The organism is Enterococcus sp. S53, assembly GCF_016516865.1.
Lineage (GTDB): Bacteria > Bacillota > Bacilli > Lactobacillales > Enterococcaceae > Enterococcus_D > Enterococcus_D innesii.
Genome location: NZ_JACVUH010000020.1, coordinates 1 through 20,989 on the forward strand (window position 1 = coordinate 1; position 20,989 = coordinate 20,989).

At 34.2% G+C, this 20,989-nt stretch carries 23 protein-coding genes and 2 pseudogenes; 8 read left to right on the forward strand and 17 right to left on the reverse strand.

Going from position 1 to position 20,989, the window contains the following annotated elements:
• Window positions 1–1,247: 1,247 nt before the first annotated feature.
• The 4 genes and pseudogenes from IAE45_RS16640 to IAE45_RS16655 all read right to left on the reverse strand — a co-directional run bounded on the left by IAE45_RS16640 (window position 1,248) and on the right by IAE45_RS16655 (window position 4,448).
• Entirely contained in the window at window positions 1,248–1,880 is a 633-nt protein-coding gene (locus IAE45_RS16640) for a Type 1 glutamine amidotransferase-like domain-containing protein (protein ID WP_200127012.1), read from the reverse strand.
• Between the two features lie 74 nt (window positions 1,881–1,954).
• Window positions 1,955–2,416, reverse strand: coding sequence for a GNAT family N-acetyltransferase (locus IAE45_RS16645; RefSeq protein WP_081119180.1), 462 nt, complete (start codon window positions 2,414–2,416; stop codon window positions 1,955–1,957).
• 118 nt (window positions 2,417–2,534) lie between these two features.
• Window positions 2,535–2,725 (reverse strand): annotated as a pseudogene (locus tag IAE45_RS16650) (hypothetical protein).
• A 376-nt stretch (window positions 2,726–3,101) separates the two neighbouring features.
• Window positions 3,102–4,448 (reverse strand): aspartate ammonia-lyase, encoded by a 1,347-nt coding sequence (locus tag IAE45_RS16655; protein ID WP_081119181.1) that lies wholly within the window; start codon window positions 4,446–4,448, stop codon window positions 3,102–3,104.
• Window positions 4,449–4,605: 157 nt separating this feature from the next.
• Here IAE45_RS16655 and IAE45_RS16660 point away from each other — a divergent pair, with 157 nt between their 5' ends.
• The 3 genes from IAE45_RS16660 to IAE45_RS16670 all read left to right on the forward strand — a co-directional run bounded on the left by IAE45_RS16660 (window position 4,606) and on the right by IAE45_RS16670 (window position 8,241).
• A complete protein-coding gene (locus IAE45_RS16660; protein ID WP_081119182.1) occupies window positions 4,606–5,037 on the forward strand; it encodes an Lrp/AsnC family transcriptional regulator in 432 nt (143 codons plus the stop codon).
• A gap of 1,747 nt (window positions 5,038–6,784) precedes the next feature.
• Complete coding sequence (locus IAE45_RS16665) at window positions 6,785–6,943, forward strand: helix-turn-helix domain-containing protein (protein ID WP_081119224.1); 159 nt, start codon at window positions 6,785–6,787, stop codon at window positions 6,941–6,943.
• 71 nt (window positions 6,944–7,014) lie between these two features.
• Window positions 7,015–8,241: a tyrosine-type recombinase/integrase gene (locus IAE45_RS16670; RefSeq protein ID WP_081119184.1), complete on the forward strand. Its 1,227-nt coding sequence runs from the start codon at window positions 7,015–7,017 to the stop codon at window positions 8,239–8,241.
• Between the two features lie 363 nt (window positions 8,242–8,604).
• On the opposite strand, the gene IAE45_RS16675 is transcribed toward IAE45_RS16670, so the two are convergent.
• The 9 genes and pseudogenes from IAE45_RS16675 to IAE45_RS16715 all read right to left on the reverse strand — a co-directional run bounded on the left by IAE45_RS16675 (window position 8,605) and on the right by IAE45_RS16715 (window position 15,015).
• Entirely contained in the window at window positions 8,605–9,060 is a 456-nt protein-coding gene (locus tag IAE45_RS16675) for a hypothetical protein (RefSeq protein ID WP_200127010.1), read from the reverse strand.
• A complete protein-coding gene (locus tag IAE45_RS16680) occupies window positions 9,048–9,365 on the reverse strand; it encodes a hypothetical protein (RefSeq protein WP_200127008.1) in 318 nt (105 codons plus the stop codon). The genes IAE45_RS16675 and IAE45_RS16680 overlap by 13 nt, the downstream gene beginning before the upstream one ends.
• A 40-nt stretch (window positions 9,366–9,405) precedes the next feature.
• On the reverse strand, window positions 9,406–9,933 hold the full coding sequence (locus IAE45_RS16685) for a 3'-5' exonuclease (protein WP_200127006.1): 528 nt from the start codon (window positions 9,931–9,933) through the stop codon (window positions 9,406–9,408).
• 71 nt (window positions 9,934–10,004) lie between these two features.
• On the reverse strand, window positions 10,005–10,349 hold the full coding sequence (locus IAE45_RS16690; protein ID WP_200143143.1) for a hypothetical protein: 345 nt from the start codon (window positions 10,347–10,349) through the stop codon (window positions 10,005–10,007).
• The gene (locus IAE45_RS16695) at window positions 10,346–12,247 is read right to left on the reverse strand and encodes an AAA family ATPase (protein WP_200127002.1); all 1,902 of its coding nucleotides are present in this window, start codon (window positions 12,245–12,247) and stop codon (window positions 10,346–10,348) included. Before IAE45_RS16695 ends, IAE45_RS16690 begins: the two co-directional genes overlap by 4 nt.
• A gap of 255 nt (window positions 12,248–12,502) precedes the next feature.
• Window positions 12,503–13,306: pseudogene (locus IAE45_RS16700) on the reverse strand (site-specific integrase); the annotation flags it as partial.
• Window positions 13,267–13,857, reverse strand: a complete 591-nt coding sequence (locus tag IAE45_RS16705) for a serine hydrolase (RefSeq protein WP_325123433.1) — start codon at window positions 13,855–13,857, stop codon at window positions 13,267–13,269. The pseudogene IAE45_RS16700 and the gene IAE45_RS16705, both read right to left, overlap by 40 nt.
• Entirely contained in the window at window positions 13,854–14,132 is a 279-nt protein-coding gene (locus tag IAE45_RS16710; protein WP_233619136.1) for a hypothetical protein, read from the reverse strand. The genes IAE45_RS16705 and IAE45_RS16710 overlap by 4 nt, the downstream gene beginning before the upstream one ends.
• Before the next feature lie 520 nt (window positions 14,133–14,652).
• A complete protein-coding gene (locus IAE45_RS16715; protein WP_200127000.1) occupies window positions 14,653–15,015 on the reverse strand; it encodes a helix-turn-helix domain-containing protein in 363 nt (120 codons plus the stop codon).
• A 505-nt stretch (window positions 15,016–15,520) separates the two neighbouring features.
• Between IAE45_RS16715 and IAE45_RS19050 the strand changes: the two genes are divergently transcribed.
• The 5 genes from IAE45_RS19050 (at window position 15,521) to IAE45_RS19380 (ending at window position 17,671) form a co-directional block, all read left to right on the forward strand.
• A complete protein-coding gene (locus tag IAE45_RS19050; protein WP_233619138.1) occupies window positions 15,521–15,820 on the forward strand; it encodes a hypothetical protein in 300 nt (99 codons plus the stop codon).
• A gap of 182 nt (window positions 15,821–16,002) precedes the next feature.
• Entirely contained in the window at window positions 16,003–16,131 is a 129-nt protein-coding gene (locus IAE45_RS19310) for a MucBP domain-containing protein (RefSeq protein ID WP_325123434.1), read from the forward strand.
• A gap of 189 nt (window positions 16,132–16,320) precedes the next feature.
• Window positions 16,321–16,407, forward strand: coding sequence for a helix-turn-helix domain-containing protein (locus IAE45_RS19375; RefSeq protein ID WP_442784501.1), 87 nt, complete (start codon window positions 16,321–16,323; stop codon window positions 16,405–16,407).
• A 136-nt stretch (window positions 16,408–16,543) separates the two neighbouring features.
• Window positions 16,544–17,230, forward strand: coding sequence for an IS3 family transposase (locus IAE45_RS16730; protein WP_200126998.1), 687 nt, complete (start codon window positions 16,544–16,546; stop codon window positions 17,228–17,230).
• 39 nt (window positions 17,231–17,269) lie between these two features.
• The gene (locus tag IAE45_RS19380) at window positions 17,270–17,671 is read left to right on the forward strand and encodes an IS3 family transposase (protein WP_442784502.1); all 402 of its coding nucleotides are present in this window, start codon (window positions 17,270–17,272) and stop codon (window positions 17,669–17,671) included.
• Between the two features lie 256 nt (window positions 17,672–17,927).
• Here IAE45_RS19380 and IAE45_RS16740 read toward each other — a convergent pair whose 3' ends face one another.
• Genes IAE45_RS16740 through IAE45_RS16755 form a run of 4 tightly spaced genes read right to left on the reverse strand, consistent with a single transcriptional unit; the run spans window position 17,928 to window position 20,988 of the window.
• Window positions 17,928–18,581, reverse strand: a complete 654-nt coding sequence (locus IAE45_RS16740; protein ID WP_200126993.1) for an ABC transporter ATP-binding protein — start codon at window positions 18,579–18,581, stop codon at window positions 17,928–17,930.
• Window positions 18,574–19,281, reverse strand: coding sequence for an ATP-binding cassette domain-containing protein (locus tag IAE45_RS16745; RefSeq protein WP_200126991.1), 708 nt, complete (start codon window positions 19,279–19,281; stop codon window positions 18,574–18,576). The genes IAE45_RS16740 and IAE45_RS16745 overlap by 8 nt, the downstream gene beginning before the upstream one ends.
• Complete coding sequence (locus IAE45_RS16750) at window positions 19,274–20,053, reverse strand: ABC transporter permease (protein ID WP_140965725.1); 780 nt, start codon at window positions 20,051–20,053, stop codon at window positions 19,274–19,276. The genes IAE45_RS16745 and IAE45_RS16750 overlap by 8 nt, the downstream gene beginning before the upstream one ends.
• Complete coding sequence (locus IAE45_RS16755) at window positions 20,050–20,988, reverse strand: ABC transporter permease (RefSeq protein ID WP_200126989.1); 939 nt, start codon at window positions 20,986–20,988, stop codon at window positions 20,050–20,052. The genes IAE45_RS16750 and IAE45_RS16755 overlap by 4 nt, the downstream gene beginning before the upstream one ends.
• Window position 20,989: the final 1 nt, after the last annotated feature.

The following is a 20,989-nucleotide window of genomic DNA, read 5'->3' on the forward strand; positions in this document are numbered from 1 at the left end:
TACTGTCGTCTATACAAAACATCATTCAACTTCATCAAATACCTCCTTTTATTAATAATTTTTTAAAGTAAAAATATAGTGAAACAATTTTTATGAAATCTATCTTACACCAATGTTAAAACAATGTCCAGTAAAAAATTAATTAATTATTTTTTTTCATTCGAACGCGTTATCCTACTTTAATTATATGCCTTAATAAATAGACCCACCGCTCGAATTCAGTTTGTTATCATATTAACAGTTTTAAAATTACGTTAAAAAACTTGTCATGAAATTTGTCTATGTTGAGAAATTTTCTTCACATCATCTTTTATTGCATTCTATTTCATCGACCGTAATTTTATGGATAAATACAGAAATGTTCAAGTAATCTTGACTCCTAAAAAGCAAAACGTGCGGTATTCTATTCTCCATCGTATTATACTTTTCTTTAATTAGGTATTGAGTAGCGAATCACATTTATAGAAAAAAGGTCAGAAACTTTTAAGTTTCTGACCTAATTAAAGATTGTTCAATTAATTGTAAAATAATTTTTCAAAATAAAAAATAAGTACTTTACAATTCTATGGACAAAAAAAAGTCATTGATCTCAATTATTGTATATAAAAAGATAGTTCAGAAATTAATCATTTTCTGAACTATCTCTTATGCCATCACCTTCATGACGATAGTTCGTTATCTGCCCATTAACCTTCCTAGAGAAGCTTCGGTTGTTCTCATCGTAATTGTATGTGATTAAATTGCCCATTCGTATCTGTTTCATACAGCACATCAATACTATCACCATCATAATGGTAGTTCGTTATCTGTCTATTAATCTTCTTAGACAATCGTCGGTTGTCCTCGTCGTAAGTGTATGTGACAAATGGTTGGTTTTCTCCCTTTTTCGTCACCCATACCAAGCGTAGTTATATTTTTCATCACTTAGACGATTCCCATTTGCATCATAGGTTAGTGCTTGACCATTGAAACTAACCAACTAATTTCCGGCATTAAATGATTGGTAGAACATTTTTGTGTTTGTGGCCATTGTCTGACTAATGTCAAAGACTCTTGAGATTTGCACACTGTACTCTCTTCAGGCGTTCCAACTTTCTTTTTTCTCTTACTAATCGACTATTGTCCGTTTCTTGTCGATCATTGGCCTGTTGTTCCATCAACTTTCCCTCCAAAAAAAGACCGGCTTTCGCCGATCTTCTTTTTTATTCTGCTATTTACTAATTGAAAGTAGCCGACTTAAATATTTGTTAGTCTACTTTTTCAATTAATTTTTTAACAATTCGCGTATGATTTCCTTCAACAATAAGCCCTTCAAGGTTATTAATAAAACAGAAATTCAACTGTTCTTTGTATTGTTTTTCTATATCCATCGTCACTTCGCTAAATGGAATATCTTTATAGTGTGGCAGTGGATAAAAATCAACCATATTTAGCCCTGAAAAAGAATTTAGACTTGGGGCTTCCTTAGGATCATCCATTGTTTTTACATATTCAACTCTTTTGGAAAGAACTATTGCTCCAGCAGACTCCCCAATATAAATCTTTCCTTTTTGTATTTCTCCAATAATTACTTGATCGGCTCCAGATTTCTTTAGTTCCTGTAGGAGAAAGAAAGTATTTCCCCCTGTGACATAGATACAATCGTTTTCTCTTAACTTCTTCTGGATTTCTTCTGGTTTTGCAGTAGAAACGTCGAGGCGATCCACTATTAACCCCATTTCTTCTAGAGCTTTTTGACCAGATTCAACATAAAAAGTAACCTCTTCAACATTGCTAGCTGTAGGAATAAATGTAACTTTCTTTCCAACTAAATCTCGATCAAGTGACTGTAACTCGGTAGAAACTTCTTCAAATGAGGATACTAAAAATAAATTTTTCATAATTACTTCCTTTCTTCTTTTATTCTTTTATTCTCCTCTAGCTTATCATTTAAAGGTGCCCATTCATGTCACCTTTAATACAAGTCCTTACTTAAGCAAATCGAATCTTCCATTTCAGTATAAGGAGGAAAGTTATCAATCTCTATATAGTTAAGTCCTTTATACATACTCACCGCTGTTTGATTGTTTTTACCAGTCTCTAAAACAAGTCGGCTAAATCCGTCATTTTCCACTTGCTTCTCAAGTTCAGACAACAGAATTTTTGATAAGCCTTTCCCTCGATAATTTTTACTGATAAAAACTCTCTTTACTTCAACAGTGTCCGTTGTATATTTTTTAAAGGCTGCGCATCCAATAGCAATTTCTTTATCATAAATTACAATGGCTTTAGTCATATCTGATAGTTCATTAAATGAAGTATACTTAGTTCTTTCTTCTTCGGGTCGGTCAGCGCTGATCTCATTTAAATTTTCATCTAGCTCTTTAGTTAATCTGATAAAATCCAAATTCGCTGCATCCGTAATTAATATTTTCATTGAGTACCTCCAGATTTATGAATAGGTCTGTAAAACCAATTGTGATAGTTACTATCCTTTTATCGGTTAAATAGAGATCGTAAGTCTGTGAAACATTTTTCTACGGCCGATTTTGGCCTTATTTTAGATATAGCCGAACGATCAACGGATCCCCTTCTTTTGTTGCTTCATCCAACATTAAAGAATAAACATCGCATCCTCTTTCGTGATACATACTTGTTGCGCACTCATTTCGCCTGCACCTACTTCTTGAATGCGCATCGTTTTGTTCTCTGTATCTACGCTATTGATAAAGAAATAGTTTTCCATATCTTTCCTCTTTCTTCTAATTGAATAGGTCTAACTCCTGGCTCACTGTTACTTGTTCGATTTCACGCTGAAGCTTTTCAAGCGCTACTTTATTTTTGAATTGATCAAATTCATTGCTCGTATCCCGTTCCAAACGCTTGACTTTATTTTGGGATCGACCAATGACACTTCGATGATTTATTAAATAGTTTTGCTTGGATTTATGGCGGTGATCAATCGATTTTCATTCTTCTCATTCCGTATAAGATAATGATTTTTACGTTTATCATGTGTTTGCTTATTTTTATTTGATTGCCATAATATTAAAGAAGAATGGAAAGGCTGACCTTTTTTTGGATATTTTTTTTCAATTCTTGAAAGATACTTTAGTTTCTATTTACTGGTCGGTCTCTGTCAATAAAACAGTTGCTTGCGTAAAAAGTTCTTCGACAGAACAATTTTTTGCTAAAGCTTCTTTGACAAGAACACTAGCTTTTTCGTAGCCGATTTGGGGTGTAATGGCTGTAATCATCCCTGTACTGCTAGCAACAGCTTCCGAACAAACTGTTTCATTGATAGTAATACCTACCACACACTTATCAGCATAAATTTGACACGCTCTCGTCAATAGTTGACATGATTCAAATAAATTATGGAACATAACAGGTTCAAAAGGATTAAGTTCCAATTCTCCAGAAGCTGTCGCAAAGGTGATTGCTCCGTCATTTCCAATCACTTGAAAAGCAATTTGACTAATGACTTCAGGAATTACTGGGTTGACTTTGCCTGGCATGATCGATGAGCCTGATTGTCTAGCTGGCAAATTAAGTTCATGAAAACCAGTTCGTGGACCGCTAGCTAAAAGCCGCAAATCATTGGCGCTTTTGTTTAATGTGATAGCAATCGTTTTTAATCCACCTGAAATCGAAGCTAGACTGTCTGTATGCTGTGTAATGTCAATGAGATCATTGGCTGGCCGCAAAGATCGTGGAAAACGTCGATTCAATTCTTCATAAAGATGTTCTTGATAGCGATATGACGCATTGAGTCCTGTGCCAATGGCAGTTCCGCCCATATTTAAGGTCAATAGTTCTGCCGATAAGTGGACGATTCGTTCACGGCATCGAGTCAAACTGTGAGCATACGCAGAGAAACTTTCACCCACTGTCATTGGCACCGCCTCTTGCAGTTGGGTTCGTCCCATTTTTTCTACATGCTGAAATTCTTTTGCTTTCTTATGCCAACTGTCAATCAAATGTATCAGTGCTTCGTTCAATTGTTCAATATAAACAAGTAAAGTCAGTTTGCCAGCACTAGGATAGACATCATTAGTGGATTGACTTCGATTGACATCGTCTAAAGGATGAAGATATTGATATTCCCCCTTTTTATGTCCCATAAGCTCTAACCCACGATTGGCGATTACTTCATTCACATTCATATTGGTTGATGTACCCGCACCACCTTGAAAGGTATCAACGATAAATTCTTTCTCCCATTTACCTGCGATGATTTCTTCTGAAGCTGTCACGATGATTTGCGCTTTTTCTTTGGACAGCGTACCAGCTTGTTGATTAGCTATCGCAGCTGCTGCTTTTATAAGCGCCAATTGTTTGATCATAGTCCTATCTACTTTTTGATCAGTGAAAGCAAAATTTACTTTTGCTCGATAGCTGTTAATGCCGTAATAAGCCTCCTCATATATAGGCAGACTCCCAATTGTATCTGATTCGACCCTCATCATAACTAAATACCCCTTTTCGTTTTATATGTGATAAAATATCACATATATCAAGAGTACACGAGTCTTTTCATTCATGTCTTTGTAAATACTCGAAATTAATCCCTTTCACTTTGAAAAACAAAGAGAATTAGTACAAAAACAGAAAAGAGGAAAGCGTTTGGATGAACTAGATAAGAAGTTGTTGAATCTTTTGCAACAGAACGGTCGTTTGTCGATCAAAAAGTTAAGTGAAGTTTTATTCATCACTGCACCAGCGGTTTCCCAGAGAATAAAACATTTAGAAGAAACTGGTCAGTTATTGTATTATCAAGCGGCGATTGATTATGAACAAGCTGGATTACCAATCAAAGCGTTTATCCACCTGTCGATTGAACCAAAGCAAAAATCAAGTTTTTACCCTTTCATACAGGCAATTCCCAATGTACTCGAATGTGACTGTGTCACAGGTCCTTATTCTATGCTAATTAAAGTAGTCTTTCCTTCTACCAAGTCATTAGATAGTTTTATCAATGATTTGCAAAGATTTGGACGAACCAACACCCAAATCGTTTTCTCGACTCCAGTTTCCTTAAGGGGTTATCAGTTTTGATATACTTATCAAGCACTCTTATTAAAATAGAAAAGAGTGCTTTTTTTATACGATAAATTAGTGATCATCCACTAATACATGTATTCTTTGTAGTTGACTGTGCAGATTACACAAATTTTGATTAGATTACTAAGCTTTTGGCAGTCACTCCTTGCCATAAAAAGATGGATATAGCAAGTGTTTAGATTTTTGCACCCGAAAAGAAATGGATATCGAAATATCAAAGCTCAACTCTATGTTTTTTGATAGTTATTCAGTCATTTTATTGTATGATGTTCAGTATCTTACGGTCTAAGTTATCCATAACTATTTTCTTTTATCACTATTTATTCTGTTAATCAATAATATAATGGAAGAGTAAGTCATCGATGGCATCTAATGTTATATTTTATAACATAATAAAATTCACATAAGTGACTATTCTATAATTATATTTATTAACATAAAAATTATCTTATTATGTGTATTTTCAAGAATATCTTTAATCTTTGGTACAGCTTCTTGACAATATATACAATCCTTTTCTCCTACATAAATGTAATAATTTTCCTTGTTCTCATCTAAATTCTTTAGTTCACTATCTCCAACTTCATCGTAATTGTTACTATAACTTACGCTACTTGTTTTCATAGTTTCTGTAATAGTATCATTAATTTTATTTTGTTGCACGATAAGAGTTATAAATAAAATAATGCAAACAGTTGCTAAGCCTAATACTATAAGTAAAGTAATTTTTTTTCATAATTTACCTCCAAAACAAATAAAGTAACAAATACTAAGGATTTGTTACTTCTTTTCATTATAATAGCTTTCCACAGCTAAAATATTTATATGCAGCATTAGCTTAAACAAGTTTAGTAGGGTTTTGTTGTGCTAATTGTATAACAGGAACCAACCCAAATCGTTTTCTCGACTCTTATTTCCTTACGGGGTTATCAGTTCTGGCATGCTTATCACACGCTTTTATTAACATAGAAGAGAGCGTTTTTTTCATGCTACAAAGCAGTGATCATTTATTGGTACAAGCAATCTTTGTGGATCAATTTTTTGAAAATACGATATAGTTTTTTTGGTATCTCATAAAATTGTAAATCCATGGTGAATGGGTCTCGAGCAACCATATCACTAGAATAGGCACTAGTATGACATAGTCTTATGTGACAAAGTCAAACTCAATCACAGCAGATTTTTCTGAAACAAGAGCATAGAATACTTCTTTATCTTTTATTTACTTACATAAAAATTATCAAAATGAACTAGATATAAATGACTTCGATTGGCTCATTCTTTATTTAGTTTTGACCCAAACATCTTTAAATACGTATTTCATAATTTATCTTAACAACCAGATAATTTTATTCAGCACCGTATTATCTGGATTGAATTCTATGAATCAAGATAAAGTTTTTTTCTATTTTTGTTTCTTTTTTAATATTCTTCTTGTTATTAATAGTGATTAGGATGATATTCCTATATTGATCTTTGATAATTAGATATAATTTTTGAATAACGTTCCCTGCTATTCGAGCTAGAAATACAAGTACGCCATGACCTAGTTAGCGACAAATACTTAGAGATTTCTTTTGTTTTGGGACAACAAAATGCCATGACAATAGCAGTAAATAATGATACTTCCGTAAGGCTCGCCGTAAACTGGGGAGAGGTGAAATTCCTATGTACTTGCCCAAAGTAATTCAAAAATTCATATACTATTTGGGAGATGATTTTTATTAAGTCGAGTGTTTACTTGAATAAAAAACAAACCTGTGAATTTCTTGGAATTGATAACAATACTTTAGATAAGTGGATTCGTGTATATAATTTTCCTGTAATAAGAATTGAAGGTGTAGTTCGCTTTGCTTTAGAGGATATCAAAGATTTCATGGATGCATTCAAAAAAATTTGAAATTTATTGATAGCAGCATATACTAATAATAGCGAAATATGCTGCCTTACTTTTTAAAGGAGTGAGGAAGTTTGCCTACAAAACTTTCAAATGGTAAGTACAAAACCAATCTGAGGTATCCAAAAAAATTCAGAGAAATCACTGGAATAGCATCAGAAAAGTATCAAAAAGTATTCCCAACTAGGCAATCGGCTATTAAAGCCGAAAATGAAATGAAAAAGAAGATTCAAAGAGTCTTAAGAGAGGAGAATGCAAATTCATTTGAATTAAAAGGACAAATGAAGTTTAAGAATTTCTATGAATTAAAATGGCTTCCTAGATATGAACTAGGTCAAACCACTAGATCATATAGGGCACCAAGTAATGTAACAATTAGTAATACTAAAGATATATTCCGTTTGCACATCCTTCCAATGTTTGGTGAATATCCAATGAATTATCTAAATGCAAATACTGAGATAATATCAGATGAATTGACGAAGAAATCAACAGAATACGCAAATATAAAAATAATCAAAGGTTATGTTCGTTCTGTGTTCGATATTGCAGAAATACTAAATTATATCGAGTTTAATCGAACTACTAAAATTATTCAATGTATTACCGCACCTAAAAAAATTGCTTTAGAAGAAAAAAGGATACGGGACGGTAATCAAGCGTTATCATCAAAAGAGCTGACTGATTGGATAAAAGCAGTAAACAGAGACTTGAGTAATAACTTACTTACTCTTCACGACTACACACTTTTCATGCTTACATTATATCTCGGTGATAGGAAAAGTGAAACCTATGCTCTGCAATGGAAGTATATTGATTTTAGCAAACATACGATTCGTCTCAAACATGCTTTAGATAAATACCAAAGAAAGACATATACAAAAGGTCGGAAAGATACCGTTATTCAGGTACCACAAGTTGTAATGACATTATTAAGTGAATGGAAATCGGCTCAGGCTAAACAATTGTTGGAACTAAAAATTATACAAACACCTGACCAGTATCTCTTTACTTATTCCAAACCTTCTGGAGAAGTAAATTGTCCTGTACACCCTGACTACCTAAACTATCGAATCAATGCAATAAAAAAAAGGCATCCTGAATTGGCTCACTTATCTCCACACAAACTTCGCCATACCTATGCAACTATAGCTAGGCAAGGTGGAGCAAATATGAATCAAATCTCAAATGCTTTAACGCACTCGGATATTTCTACTACAAAAATATACGTGAACACACCTGACGTAGTTGATAAATCTGTTTTTGAAGCATTCCAAAAAGGATTAAATTATTGTGATTAACATGTGTTCTCAAATGTGTTCTTATTATAAAAAAAAACACTTTCCAAATAATTGAAAAGTGTCCTGAAATATTGATATAAAAAGAATATTAACGTTTTGAGAACTGTGAAGCTTTACGAGCTTTCTTAAGACCTGGTTCGATAGATTGGAATTTGAATGCGGCTCAAAACCCTTCAAATTCAATGGATATAAGGTGATTAATATTCCAAATTTTTATTGAATTTCAATAAACTTTAAATCAATGGTGTCAATTTTTTCAACAAAAATATGCGAGCCGAGATAATACTAATTAAGTATCTTTCAATTTTTTATCCTCCTTCATCATATACATATTACTAAAAAATTTTTATTTGACCGTTATCCTTAATGCTTAATTACAATCACTTGAATACCGATGTTATTTTCAATATCTGCTTTAAATTCTTCAATATTCCTAATAATTCCCAAATCATAAACAACAAAAATAATGTTATCATATTTAGTTTGATACGCTGGAATATCTGCATTTATTTCATCAATAACTTTTGATCTATCCGCTATTTTCTTAATCAATTTAACTTCTATTGCAAGTGAAAGTGAATCTAAATTAAAATCAGGTATAAATTGTTTACTTGAATAATCAACTCTACCACTCTCTCTTTTGTAATCGTTTCCTTTCGACATACCTATTCCTAAAAATAATGATTCTAAAGTATTTTGAACTATTTTCTCATTTTGGGGTATTTCGAACATGCTAGCTCTTAATGAATTCTGTATAAAATTAGTCAAATTAATAATCTCATCATTTTCAATATCTAAATTTGATTCTAATTTAGACAATAAAATTCTTGTTTTAACAGCACAAGTTCAAACAATTCTTTTTGTTGAGGCCAAGTCATATTTCCTGGAGATCCCATACTTGATAACGCAAAATAAGAAACATCACTAAATTGGAGCACTTTTATACTTTCAGACTGATCAACAAAGTCATTATAAGCTTTAGCCATTTGTTTATAGGAAGTATACCGTCCAATCATATCATTTTCAGAATTTACTGGTGCGTTAAGAATATCGAGCATTGTTCCCTCTATGGCTTTTACCTGCGAAGATTCCTTTTTAATTAATTCAATTAATTGTCTTTCCACTTCTTTACTCCTCTATTATTATTGTCTCATATTATCTAAGCTAACTTTCGATCGTAGCCACTCCAGGTACCATTAAAAGTTCAAAAAATTCATTAATATTTGTATTTTTTTGAGCCCCAGATGGATTATATACATTCTTTAAAGATGATCTATTCGAGCAATACGAAAACGCCAAATATTTTTTTGCTCTAGAAATAGCTACAAAAAATGCACTTCTATCTACATCTGGTTGGTTTTCAAAATTCCAAAATGCAGAGTCCTCCAATCCTACAAAATATACTGCCTCATATTCTAAGCCCTTACTTTTATGAATAGTCATTATGGGAATCGTATTATCTCCTCGAAAATTCTCGATCGCATTCTTAAAATCACTAGAATTAACATATTCTTCCCAAAATAAATTTACAAACTCATTTAGTACTTGCTCTAAATAAATTCCTTGTTCATATTCAGGATATATTTGGTAAATACTCTCTTTCTTTATCAATTTAACTATCTCCAAAACAAAATTTTTAAAAGATTCTTCATTTAAATCGGATTCCAACTGCTTTTGACAATAATCAATCATTTTTTTAAATCCTTTTGCATAGAATCAAAACTATGTTTGCTTGAACCTTCCTCTATACCTAATTTTCTAATCTAAAAATTCTCTAAATCCTCCCAATCAGTAACATTTTGTATTTTCAAACTTACTTTAAAAATTTCTAATATTAGGGAAACAACGGACTGTTTGAGTAAATCTTGATATCTATTTTCTATTCTCGCTCGAATATCACGTTCATTAAGCAAGGTAATAATTTCACTTGAATACCTTTCAACAGTTTGCTTTACTAAAATACATATATTATCTGCTGATACCCCATTTCGAATTTTTTTATCTATGTCATTCACTAATTTCCTTGCTTCCTCTTTCTCATCAGTAGAATTGAAAAGTTTAATTTCTCCTTCATCTGAATCCCATTTTTCAGAATGAGCTGCCTTCAACTCTTTTTCTCCCAAAGAATCATACATTTTCTTTGTTTTTCATTATAAGTTTGTCCATTACCTCCTTTTTCCTTCAATGTTTGCCTCAAAGCAATTTCCATTTTTTCTAAATATTCATCATTAGCAGGTACATCATTTTCAATATCTAGAACTTTACAATTTTTTGTTCCAATCTTAACTACTGGTCCTTCACCATTTGTAAGAGAAGTTTTGTAGAAATCTTCATATTTTTCAAGCATAACAAAGTCTATGTCTAGTGGGTAAGAGTAAAAAACATTATACTTCATTAATATTGATACCCAATTACACATCATCTTAACATCCATATCCCACTTGTGCATTGAATCTAAATTTTCATCTGATAAAATTGATAAGTCCTTTAGTAATAGTAGCTCATTTTTATCTATACCTATACTAATTAGCTGTTTCAGCGCATATTTAATTCTACCCCAACCTCCGCCAAATCTTTCTCTATCCAAATCCAATAAAGTAATATAAGGAATTCCTAAGTCTGATAGTAATCGCCAAAAATGATTCACAAATCTTCCACTTAAAGGAACGATAGAAATTTCTGAAATATCAACATTTTCACCGTTTACTTCAAAAAATTTTGATAAAATTAGTTCTTCACTATCACCTTCTCCTAAAATAACTAATTTAGAAAAGTAAAGTTCTGGGTATGCCTTTACGGCTTCCTTGACAAACTTATATTGGTCTGACACCCTTTCTTTTTCTGGAAGTGTAATTCTTTTGACATCAGTTGAATAATCTGCTTTTTTTAATCGAAAATATCTAATATCCTCCGGATCAACTCTTTTAACAATAGCTGGTGAGTGAGAAGTTACAAGTATCTGAACATTATCTTTCTTAGAAATATCCTGAAATTTTATAATCAATTTTCCTAGCAAGTGAGGAGAAATATGATTCTCTGGTTCTTCAACAGCAAGAATGGTCAGTAATGGCGCCGATAAATCAATTGATTTTTGAATTCCACTTTTTTCCTCTTCCATCATTTTTCCTTCTAAATCTAAAAGACTTTCAATCATTGAGATATAGAAAAGAGAGCGAAGACCATCGCCCATTTCGTCTATACCTAATTCTATATCATCATTCTCAGCTGAAAATACCACTTCTACTTTCATCATTGTAGCTTCAATATTATTTGAATTAAAAATTAAATTGGCTTTCGAGTATCTGCGATCAGATTGATATTTTTGCCAATCATTATAAATAGTTTCTCTCAAAGAGATTATGCCTTTCTCTAGTCCAGTGGTATCATTTAATTGCGTAGTTAATGATTCAATTTTTTCTTTAGTTGTGTCTTGCCAATTTATATTCCTAGTAATCCTATTAATTATACTCCCTGATACATTTTTAAATTGCAAATTTGGGTTACGAATTGCTGGAATGTATATGACACGAATCTTATTCAAAATATTTCTATTGGCATTTACCTTATCACTTTCAGTAATTGTTTGACTTTCTGGACATGTTATAAAATAAATTCGAGAATCAATTGCTCCTTCTAAAGTACCATCATCCTCCCATGTAGCCTCCAGCCTGATCCGGATATACGGATCTTCTCCTTGCGAATCAATGACATAGCTGTCAATAAATAGAGGTGTTTCATTAGCATCTATTGACGTTTTAAAAACAGTTTCAATATAAAGCTCTTTTTTTCTTAATTTGTTCCCAGTCTGTTTTTTATTTTGATAAAAATCATTCTTTGAAATTGTTCTTTCAATTGAATGCTCTGAGTATAATTTGCATAGAGCCAACAGAGCTGATGATTTCCCAGTGCTATTTGCTCCTATAAAGCAACTCAAATTATTAGTAGAAATGGTCATTTCGTTTTCAAATGAACGGAAATTACAAATTTTAATTTTTTCTAGTTTCATATTTTCTCTCCTTTAAGATTTTATCTAATTAGATCAGTTGTGCTAGTTAATATTTCCCTACCGAGAATTGCTCAAAAACCTTGATAAATAAGCAAAAAAACGCATATATTCTCAAAACCACCAAGCAACGAGGCCTATATGTGTTCAAATAAATATACTCAACATTAATACATGAATTGTTGGAAAAACACTAAGAACCTTGATCTGTCGCTCTTTTAAAGATGTTCCTTTTAAGATTGCACAACGATTGCACCATTAACTTGAGGCTAAAAACCGTATATTCCCTCGGTTTCCATGAGCTATGCTCAAATTTTTCATCGTGAGATTCACTTTAATCACACCTTTTAATTTTGATGCTACTTCAAAGTTGCTATTGGGATATAGATGTCCATAAGTTCCTAAAGTAGTTTGAATATCCTCATGCCCCAATCTATCTTTGATGATTAATGGGTTTTCTCCCATCTGAATCAACAATGATGCATGTGAGTGCCTCAAAGCATGAATCTTAATTCTATGAACTCCTGCAATAACAGAGTACTTAATAATCGCATCTCTAATCGTATGATTTAATGTTGGCTCTCCATTATAGCTTAAAACAAATCCGGTTTTGACAATAGAATTCTGGACACCATGCCAAATTTTTAGGATTACTAAAGTGTCAGCATCCAAAGCGAGAGTTCTCAGACTTGATTTTGTCTTAGGTTCCACAAACTGATATTCATCTAACTTTTTGTAGTATAACGTTTTATCGACTTTTAAAACGCCAGTTTCAAAATCAATGTCCTCCCATTGAACTGCTGTTGCTTCACCAAATCTCATCCCAGTCATGAATAAAAGCCATAGTGACACATACAGAAAATGTTGGAAGTAATCATTCAAATAAAAACATGAGATTACTTTTTCAAATTCTTCTTTTGTCCAAAAATCAATTTCTGCTTTTCTATTCTTTACATTCCCAACAATTTTAGAAGGATTTCTTTCAGTAAGACCTAAAATCATAGCCCGTTCCAAAACCATAGTTAGAAGCCCTTGAGTAGTACGGACATACGAACAATCGCATGCGGTTTGTCACTCAATACGATCCCGATATCATTTTCTACTGTGGCAAGCTCACCTGTTTTATTTGCTACTGGAACATCTATTTGACTGGGGATTTTTGTTTTTACTTGCTGGCGCTTCATAATCTCAAGCATTGAGGAATACTTAGAATTCCCTCTATTTTGATAAAGTTTTTTTAGAAACTTCATCGTGTCTTGAAGTGAAGTATAGTTTTCTCCACCTGGTGCCAACATTTTTCGTTGTAGTTTCGTGCTTGAATATCCTTTCTCCACAAAATAATTATTTAGTGTGTCCATACCAACATGATCAATTAAAGTATTCGTTGCATCGTTATCGCTCACGGTAATCATTCGATCAATCAGACTTTGAACAGATTGACCGCCTGCACTCTCACCAGTTCGTCCTTTATCGAAAAGATATTCCATGATAAAGACCTTAATTACTGAAGCAGAAATCATTTGAGTATTGTTGTTGTTAGAGAGATGTTTCTTAACTGTCATGCCGGATAAATATAGAGAAAAGTCCAAGTAGTCATTTACTGAATTGATCATGCGGCCATATCATTTGTTTCTCGACTTGTGATCCGAACCTTATCTGGAACAAGGTAAGCTTCTTCAAATTCAACCTCCACTTCACCTTCTGGCAAAGCAGCATCACTTTTATCAATCACGATTGGTAATGCACCATGTTTTTCTGAATCACCATAGAATTTGACGTAACTACCTAAAAGGCCATTCACTTCTTTTGGTGCTTCTTTGAATTGTGTTCCCAAAATAAAGACTCTTCCGACCCATTCTTTTTTTACTTTGATTTTAGTTAATTTCAATTTTATTCCTTCTTCCTTGTATGTTCTCTAAATTTTTTTCAAAAAAAATCATTCTTTCGGAATGGCATACTGTTATTGATTATATTAAATAGCTTAAATTTGCTTTCTAAGCGTTCGATAGCTTTATTCTCGTAATTCCCCATTAGTTTCCAAAAGCTCTTAAATCATGATTATTTTAAGTTTTACATAGCAGTTCTTTTGATCAATATAATTACTGGATTTTCCTAAGACAAACAAAAGTCATGAATTGAATTCATAACTTTTGCCGTAGAACTATATTTATATCGCTTATGGGAATGGGAATTGAAAATTAATTTTTTGTCAGAAATTATGAACGCTTCGATTAGTTTTTTTGCTCCTAATTTTTTGGTGCAATTTCTGTGCACTTCACTTCCATTGCACACAGATTGCACATTTTACCTTTGTTTTCCTCTTTTATCGACTTTTAAACAGCAATAAATCCTTGAAATGAAGTCATTTCGCTTGTTACCTTAAAGTACAGTAAAAATACAGAATTTTTTTATTTAATAGCCAGCAAAGTATCCAAAATCTTGATATACTCTTTTTTATTCGAATGTGTACTTATTTTTTTTATCAAACTAACCAGTTCATCGCCAAATTCATCGGCTAAATCGCTCTTCTCTTGCGTTACTTTAAAAAATTCTGAATAACTAACTTCCAATCCTTTGAGTAACGCACAAAATGTCACTAGTGATATTTTCACTTTTTTTCGTTCGACTTGAATTATGGTATTACGACTCATGCCTGATTTTTCAGCTAACTTTTCTTGTGACAGTCCTTTTTCTTTTCGTAGAGAAATAACTTGATCTATAATCCTTTGTGCTTCTATATTTGCAAAATCCTTTACTTGTTCTTCATCCATAAATATCCTCCATTCTAGAGTTAATGCTATATTATAATTCTAGAAGGAATCACTAGCAGTTAACATTCATTAAACTTGTCATTTTGAAAATAAGTAAAGTTTGATTTTGTTAAATATTTAAATTTACGTTACAATACTAATGTAAGTAATCATATTAGAAGAAGAACAAATGAAATCAAGGGAAAATTACAAAAAAATGATAAGTAAAAAAAACAAGGATTAGCAAGAAAAGTTTCTGTTTTAGCTTCATTAAGTATTCTTACGCTAGCAAGCGCCACACCTGTTTTTGCTTCAATCTTGAAAGACAATACTCCCAATTCCATTCAAATAACGAATGAGGATACGAGCTATACAATGGTGTCTGGAGATACACTGTGGGACATTTCTATGAAGATTAATATCAATGCCTAAACACTAGTTTCTATTAATAATATCAATTTAACAAATCGAGAAGAATTCCATTTAGCTATTGGTACTATTATCAAATGGGAAAAAGGGATTCTGATTGCGGAAACACTGGAAATACGGTATCCAAGCTAATAACGTTAACAAAATTATCCCTGATAAACCAATAGGTACAGAGGTTACAAATAATGTTAAAGATAACAATATTTCCGACAATCAAGTAACTGGGAATCCGAATAATACTGGAAATGATAATTCTAACGAGCCTAATACATCTGGTGAAAATACAAAAAATCTAAGTAAACCAGAAGACAAGTGGAAGGACTTAATATTTGAAGAACGAGATGATTGCACTACCTTACGTATTGGGCCATTTGATAGCTATGAGGATGCTGAGTGATATTTTAATCATCATGAGTATAAAGCTGGAAATATCTTTGAAAATACTTTAAATTGTAAGTTTTATATTGAAATTCCAATTAAAGATACACCTGGTGAAAAACCAACAGAACCAATGAATCCTGTAAAACTAGTTGATCCTAGACCAGACCAGATCCAACCGAACCAACAACCGGTGTCGGCATAGTAACTGTTCGTTATGTAGATCAAGATGGAAAAGAAGTTAAAGCACCAAAAGGACTGATAGGTACTATTGGTGAAACCTTCAATGCAGTTGATGAACAAATTATTTTTGCTACCTTCTTAACTTAATGTTCTTGCCTAATGGATCAGTACTTGGTTATAACGGAAACGAGCATTTCGTAAACAAAATTACACAAGAGCCACAAACCGTTACTTTTGTATACTATATCGTCCAAGATTTCTAGAATTACACAAAATTAAACTAAATTATTTAGACTGCATGAACAAAATGATATGCTCCTCCTATAAAGGGCACTGATCAAGTATCAGGTATCGTACCAACAGGTACGTAATTGGGTACTAAAATATGAGGAAATGGGCGAAGCCGGCCTAAAAGATCGCTGAGGACATCGAGCTGGAACAGAACCCAGTCGTACACCTGAAGAAGAAATGCGTGATCGACTGGCTGAACAAGAACGCTAAATCAAACGGTTAGAAATGGAAAATGATCTCTTAAAAAAGTCAGGGAGTTAGAAAGGAAGTGGAACTAGAACTCATCCGTCATATCTTTGAATACCAAGTAATTAAGGAACTCCATGATCTCAAAAATTATTCGATAAAACGTATGTGTGATTTTTTACACGTCTCCAGATCAGCGTATTACCGTTGGTTAAAGCAACCAAAACCAGCTCAAACTATCTTTAACGAGCACTTGGCAGACCTAGTAAGATATATCTATGAAGCAGATAACAACAAGGGGTATAGGAGAATCCACGAAGATTTGGTCCAAGACTTTGGTATGCACGTCAATGACAAAAGAGTATTGCGGATTTATCGTAGTCTTCAAATTAAATCTACCCTCAAACACCATCCAAACGGAATTATTAAAGCTTCCAATAATCCTTATCATATTGCCAAGAACTATTTAAATAGAAATTTCAATGCAGATAAACCAAATGAAAAATGGCTAACTGATGTCAGTGAATTCAAGTACACTTTAGAAAACCAAGTAAAGAAAATTTACCTTAGTACCATCCTAGACTTAGCAGATCGGCGTATTGTTTCATTCATCATTAGCGATAGAAATGATAATAAGTTGGTTTTTGATAGCTTTGACGAAGCGATTCGACTTGAGCCTGAGGCTCATCCGCTATTCCATAGCGATCGAGGATTTCAGTACATCAGTAAAAATATGAGAACTAAAATCAAAAATCAAGGGATGAAATAAAGCATGTCTCGTGTTTCCCATTGTATTGATAATGGGCCAATGAAAGGGTCCTGGGGAACATTAAAACAAGAAAAATACTATAGTCGTAAATTTACAAGACGCGAAGATCTCGTATTGATGATCGAAGATTACATCAACTACTATAACAATGGTCGTTACCAACAATGCTTGAAATCTAAAAACTCCATTACAAGCTCACCAACAGCTTTTAATGGCAGCATAATAATCGTATCTCTTAGCTGTGTGAAATGTCCTTTGTTTCGCATAGCTAATGGGTACGCAACCGAGCGCAGCCGAGGTTCAAACATGAAAAACAAAAGAACTGTTTGTCACAAAACTAGCAAACAGCTCTTTAAAAATTTTATTATATTTCCTTGTCCACTTGACGGGGAACCAATCATATTTGAGCAAGAGAAGATTTGCTTGTCTAATATCATTTAACTATTTAAAGTCATTATGTTTGTCTATTTCACTACTATTGATATATATTTTAATTCTTTTAGGGCGAGTTGAAATATCATGCAATTCTTGAGAAAATAAGGGTACGTATAAATAAAACGACCTTCAAAAGTTAGGTTTATTGGTCTAACTTTTGGAGGTTGCTTGAGCTTTTTTCACAAAAAACCGTCGTTTCTGTATTTAAATTCATACTTTGAATTTTTTTCAACATAGAATATCTGAAATAATTCATAAAAGTTTATACTTTAAAATCCTGCATTCTAATACATCGGTCGCAAATGTGATTTACCAGAACTGCATCATGCGAGATCATAATGACTGTCATATGCTTTTGCGTGCGTAAAAACTTGAACAGATGGCGTTCATTGATTTTGTCTAAACTTGCAGTCATTTCATCACAAATCAAAATGGCTGGTTCAATCAATAAAGAGAGGGCTAACGACACCCGTTGATACTGTCCGCCGCTTAGTGCAGCTGGATACGAGGATAATATATCCGCTGGCAAATTACAAGTGACAAGCATTGAAACAATACGTGCCTCCACTATCTCAGCAGGAACGAGATGCCATAACTGCAAAGGTTCTCGCAAAATTTGTGCCACTGTCTTCATCGGATCTAAAGACTTTCGAGAATATTGTGTCACCAGTTGAATTTGCTGCGCCCATTCTTTTCGTGTATAACTGGATTGGTTCTTTTCATGCAGATAGATCGTGCCTTGATCAGCCTTTTCTAAACCAGCAATGATTTTAACCAATGTGGACTTACCACTTCCGTTTTCTCCAACGATCCCTAACCACTCACCTTGTGCCAACTGAAAGGATAAATGTCGAAAAACCGGTTGTTTATAGGATTTGGATAATTGTTCTATTCGTAAAATAGTTTCATTAAGCATCAAATATATCAATCAATTCTTTCGTATATTTTTGTTGCGGATTGTTCATGATCGCGTCTGTTTTTCCAGACTCGATCAACTGCCCATCATTGACAACACCTAAATCGGTACTAAACGTGCGGGCCAGATCGAGATCATGGGTGATGAAAAAGATGGTACAATGTGCCTCAGTCTGCAACTTCTTCAGCAACTGAAGGAGTGATTGCTGGCTTTCAGCATCTAATGCGCTCGTCGCCTCATCCGCAATAATCACTTCTGGTTTGGCAATCAACGCGCTTGCCAAAGCAACCTTCTGGCACATCCCGCCACTGAGTTGATAGGGTCGTTTGTTTAACAGAGTCTTATCATAGTTCAACCCAACCTGCGTCAATACTTCTTCTATTCGCAGTGTCCATTGCGTTTTGGGGATTCTTTGTCCCCGAAGCAGATGATGGAGTTGGGTACCAACCGGTATGTTTGCTGCAAGACTATCCACTGGATTCTGCAAGACCACTTCTACCCGCTGACTGTTGACCACGATCTCGCCTTCCACTGTGAAATCAGCGGGTAGATGTCCCAGCAGTGTTTTTCCAATCAAAGTTTTCCCCCCGCCGCTTTCGCCGATCAAACAATAAAATGTTTCTGGTTCAACCTGAAAAGAGACATTCTCCAACAATTTCTTGTCCCGCAAGGTAAGCGTGACCTGTTTTAACTCAAGCATTGTGTTCACCATATTCTTTCACGCGCAGTCCAATTGTTTGGGTCACCAAAACCACAAAGCATAACATCACCCCCGGAAAAATAAACAGCCCTGGTGCAGCATAAAAATAAAGCTTGCCATCATACAATATCGTGCCTAATTCTGGTGTTGGAGGATGTACACCAATACCCAAGAAAGCCAAGCCTGAAATATTCAACATGATTCGCCCGATATCTGTCACGAATAACGACAGCAAAGCCGGTCGCATGGAAGGCAATACATGGTGAATCAACGTATGCATCCCTTCTGATCCTCGCATTGGCGCCAACAAAATAAAGGCTTCTTTCCGTATATCCAATACAAGGTTTCGAATATAGCGAATATAGCGCCCGGACCAACTGAAAGCCAGCGCCGCCAAAACAGTGGTGATCGAATTGGCAAACAATCCAGAAAAGACCAAGGCGAAGAGAATCGCTGGAATACTGACAATGATATCCGCAAAGGTGGTAATCACTGTATCAACCAATCCACCGATGCTGCCAGCAAGTCCACCGAGCAGCAGACTGACACACACAACAGCAATCATCGACAGACAAGCATAACCCAGAGAATAGGCAGTGCCATACATTAAACGGCTAAAGAGATCACGTCCCAAATAATCTGTGCCCATCCAATGCTGCAAACTAGGACCCAGCAATCGTTGTTCTCTCGCAATCTCGTAAGGATTTTGCAAGAACAAAAATATCCCTGCAATGATACAAATGAAGGTACATAGTCCAAAAACCTTTTTCATAGATTTTCTCCTTGATGCAGCATTACTCGTTCATCGCATAACAGAACAAGCACATCCGACAGATAATTGATCAAAAAAACGATGCTTGCAATCACCAATCCCACACCTTGGATCATGGGATAATCTCTCACGGAAATCGCATCGATCAATAACTTGCTGATACCAGAAATACTAAAAATCACTTCAACCATGATCGTGATACTAAATAAACGTATCAGACTGTTGGCGTATAAAGCAATCAAAGGAACCATATTGTCATTTATTTGATAGTATCGCCTTGCAAGCCAAGGGATACGTCTACGCTTAGCAATCCATTCCAGATCGCTTTCAGCTGAAACGCTCAATAAGTCACTCACGATTTTGATCAAATACAGCCCTTCTGACAGCATACAAACGAGAATCGGCAACACCAAATGGCTCGCAGTTCCACTGCCTACAAAAGGGAACCATTGTAATTGGACCCCAAATATGAAGATACATACAATGGCTATCCAATAACTCGGAAAGGACAAACAGACCACTAATATAGACCGCCCTTTCCTTAATACTGGTGAATTGGCAATCAGCGTCCCCGCCACCAAAGAAATAAGCAGATTGATAACAAACGACCAACCAATAATGGTGACGGTAATCGCTGATCTGGCGATCATAGTCTGTAAGACTGGCTCTCCTGACATATAAGATAAGCCAAAGTTCCCCTGCAGGATAAGCAACAGCCAACGAAAGTATTGGACAAAGAATGTTTGATCCAACCCCAAAGCTTGGCGTGTTTGATTCAGTGCATCTGTTGTGATGTTCGATGTGCCAGATTTTCTCAATAAACTAATCGCCGGATCCCCTGTCGATAGATACAGCAACCCGTATAGCAACACTGAAAAAAGCAGCAAACTAAGCAAGAAGCGGAACGTCTTTCGACAAAGGATGCGAACATTCATG

What these genes read in the sequence shown, in the direction of transcription:
- IAE45_RS16685 (WP_200127006.1), bottom strand. Translation starts at nt 9,933, where the DNA reads ATGATTGATTATTGTCAAAAGCAGTTGGAATCCGATTTAAATGAAGAA.
- IAE45_RS16655 (WP_081119181.1), bottom strand. Translation starts at nt 4,448, where the DNA reads ATGATGAGGGTCGAATCAGATACAATTGGGAGTCTGCCTATATATGAG.
- IAE45_RS19380 (WP_442784502.1), top strand. Translation starts at nt 17,270, where the DNA reads ATGAAAGGGTCCTGGGGAACATTAAAACAAGAAAAATACTATAGTCGT.
- IAE45_RS16645 (WP_081119180.1), bottom strand. Translation starts at nt 2,416, where the DNA reads ATGAAAATATTAATTACGGATGCAGCGAATTTGGATTTTATCAGATTA.
- IAE45_RS16705 (WP_325123433.1), bottom strand. Translation starts at nt 13,857, where the DNA reads ATGATCAATTCAGTAAATGACTACTTGGACTTTTCTCTATATTTATCC.
- IAE45_RS16715 (WP_200127000.1), bottom strand. Translation starts at nt 15,015, where the DNA reads ATGGATGAAGAACAAGTAAAGGATTTTGCAAATATAGAAGCACAAAGG.
- IAE45_RS16750 (WP_140965725.1), bottom strand. Translation starts at nt 20,053, where the DNA reads ATGAAAAAGGTTTTTGGACTATGTACCTTCATTTGTATCATTGCAGGG.
- IAE45_RS16695 (WP_200127002.1), bottom strand. Translation starts at nt 12,247, where the DNA reads ATGAAACTAGAAAAAATTAAAATTTGTAATTTCCGTTCATTTGAAAAC.
- IAE45_RS16745 (WP_200126991.1), bottom strand. Translation starts at nt 19,281, where the DNA reads ATGCTTGAGTTAAAACAGGTCACGCTTACCTTGCGGGACAAGAAATTG.
- IAE45_RS16755 (WP_200126989.1), bottom strand. Translation starts at nt 20,988, where the DNA reads ATGAATGTTCGCATCCTTTGTCGAAAGACGTTCCGCTTCTTGCTTAGT.
- IAE45_RS16740 (WP_200126993.1), bottom strand. Translation starts at nt 18,581, where the DNA reads ATGCTTAATGAAACTATTTTACGAATAGAACAATTATCCAAATCCTAT.
- IAE45_RS16640 (WP_200127012.1), bottom strand. Translation starts at nt 1,880, where the DNA reads ATGAAAAATTTATTTTTAGTATCCTCATTTGAAGAAGTTTCTACCGAG.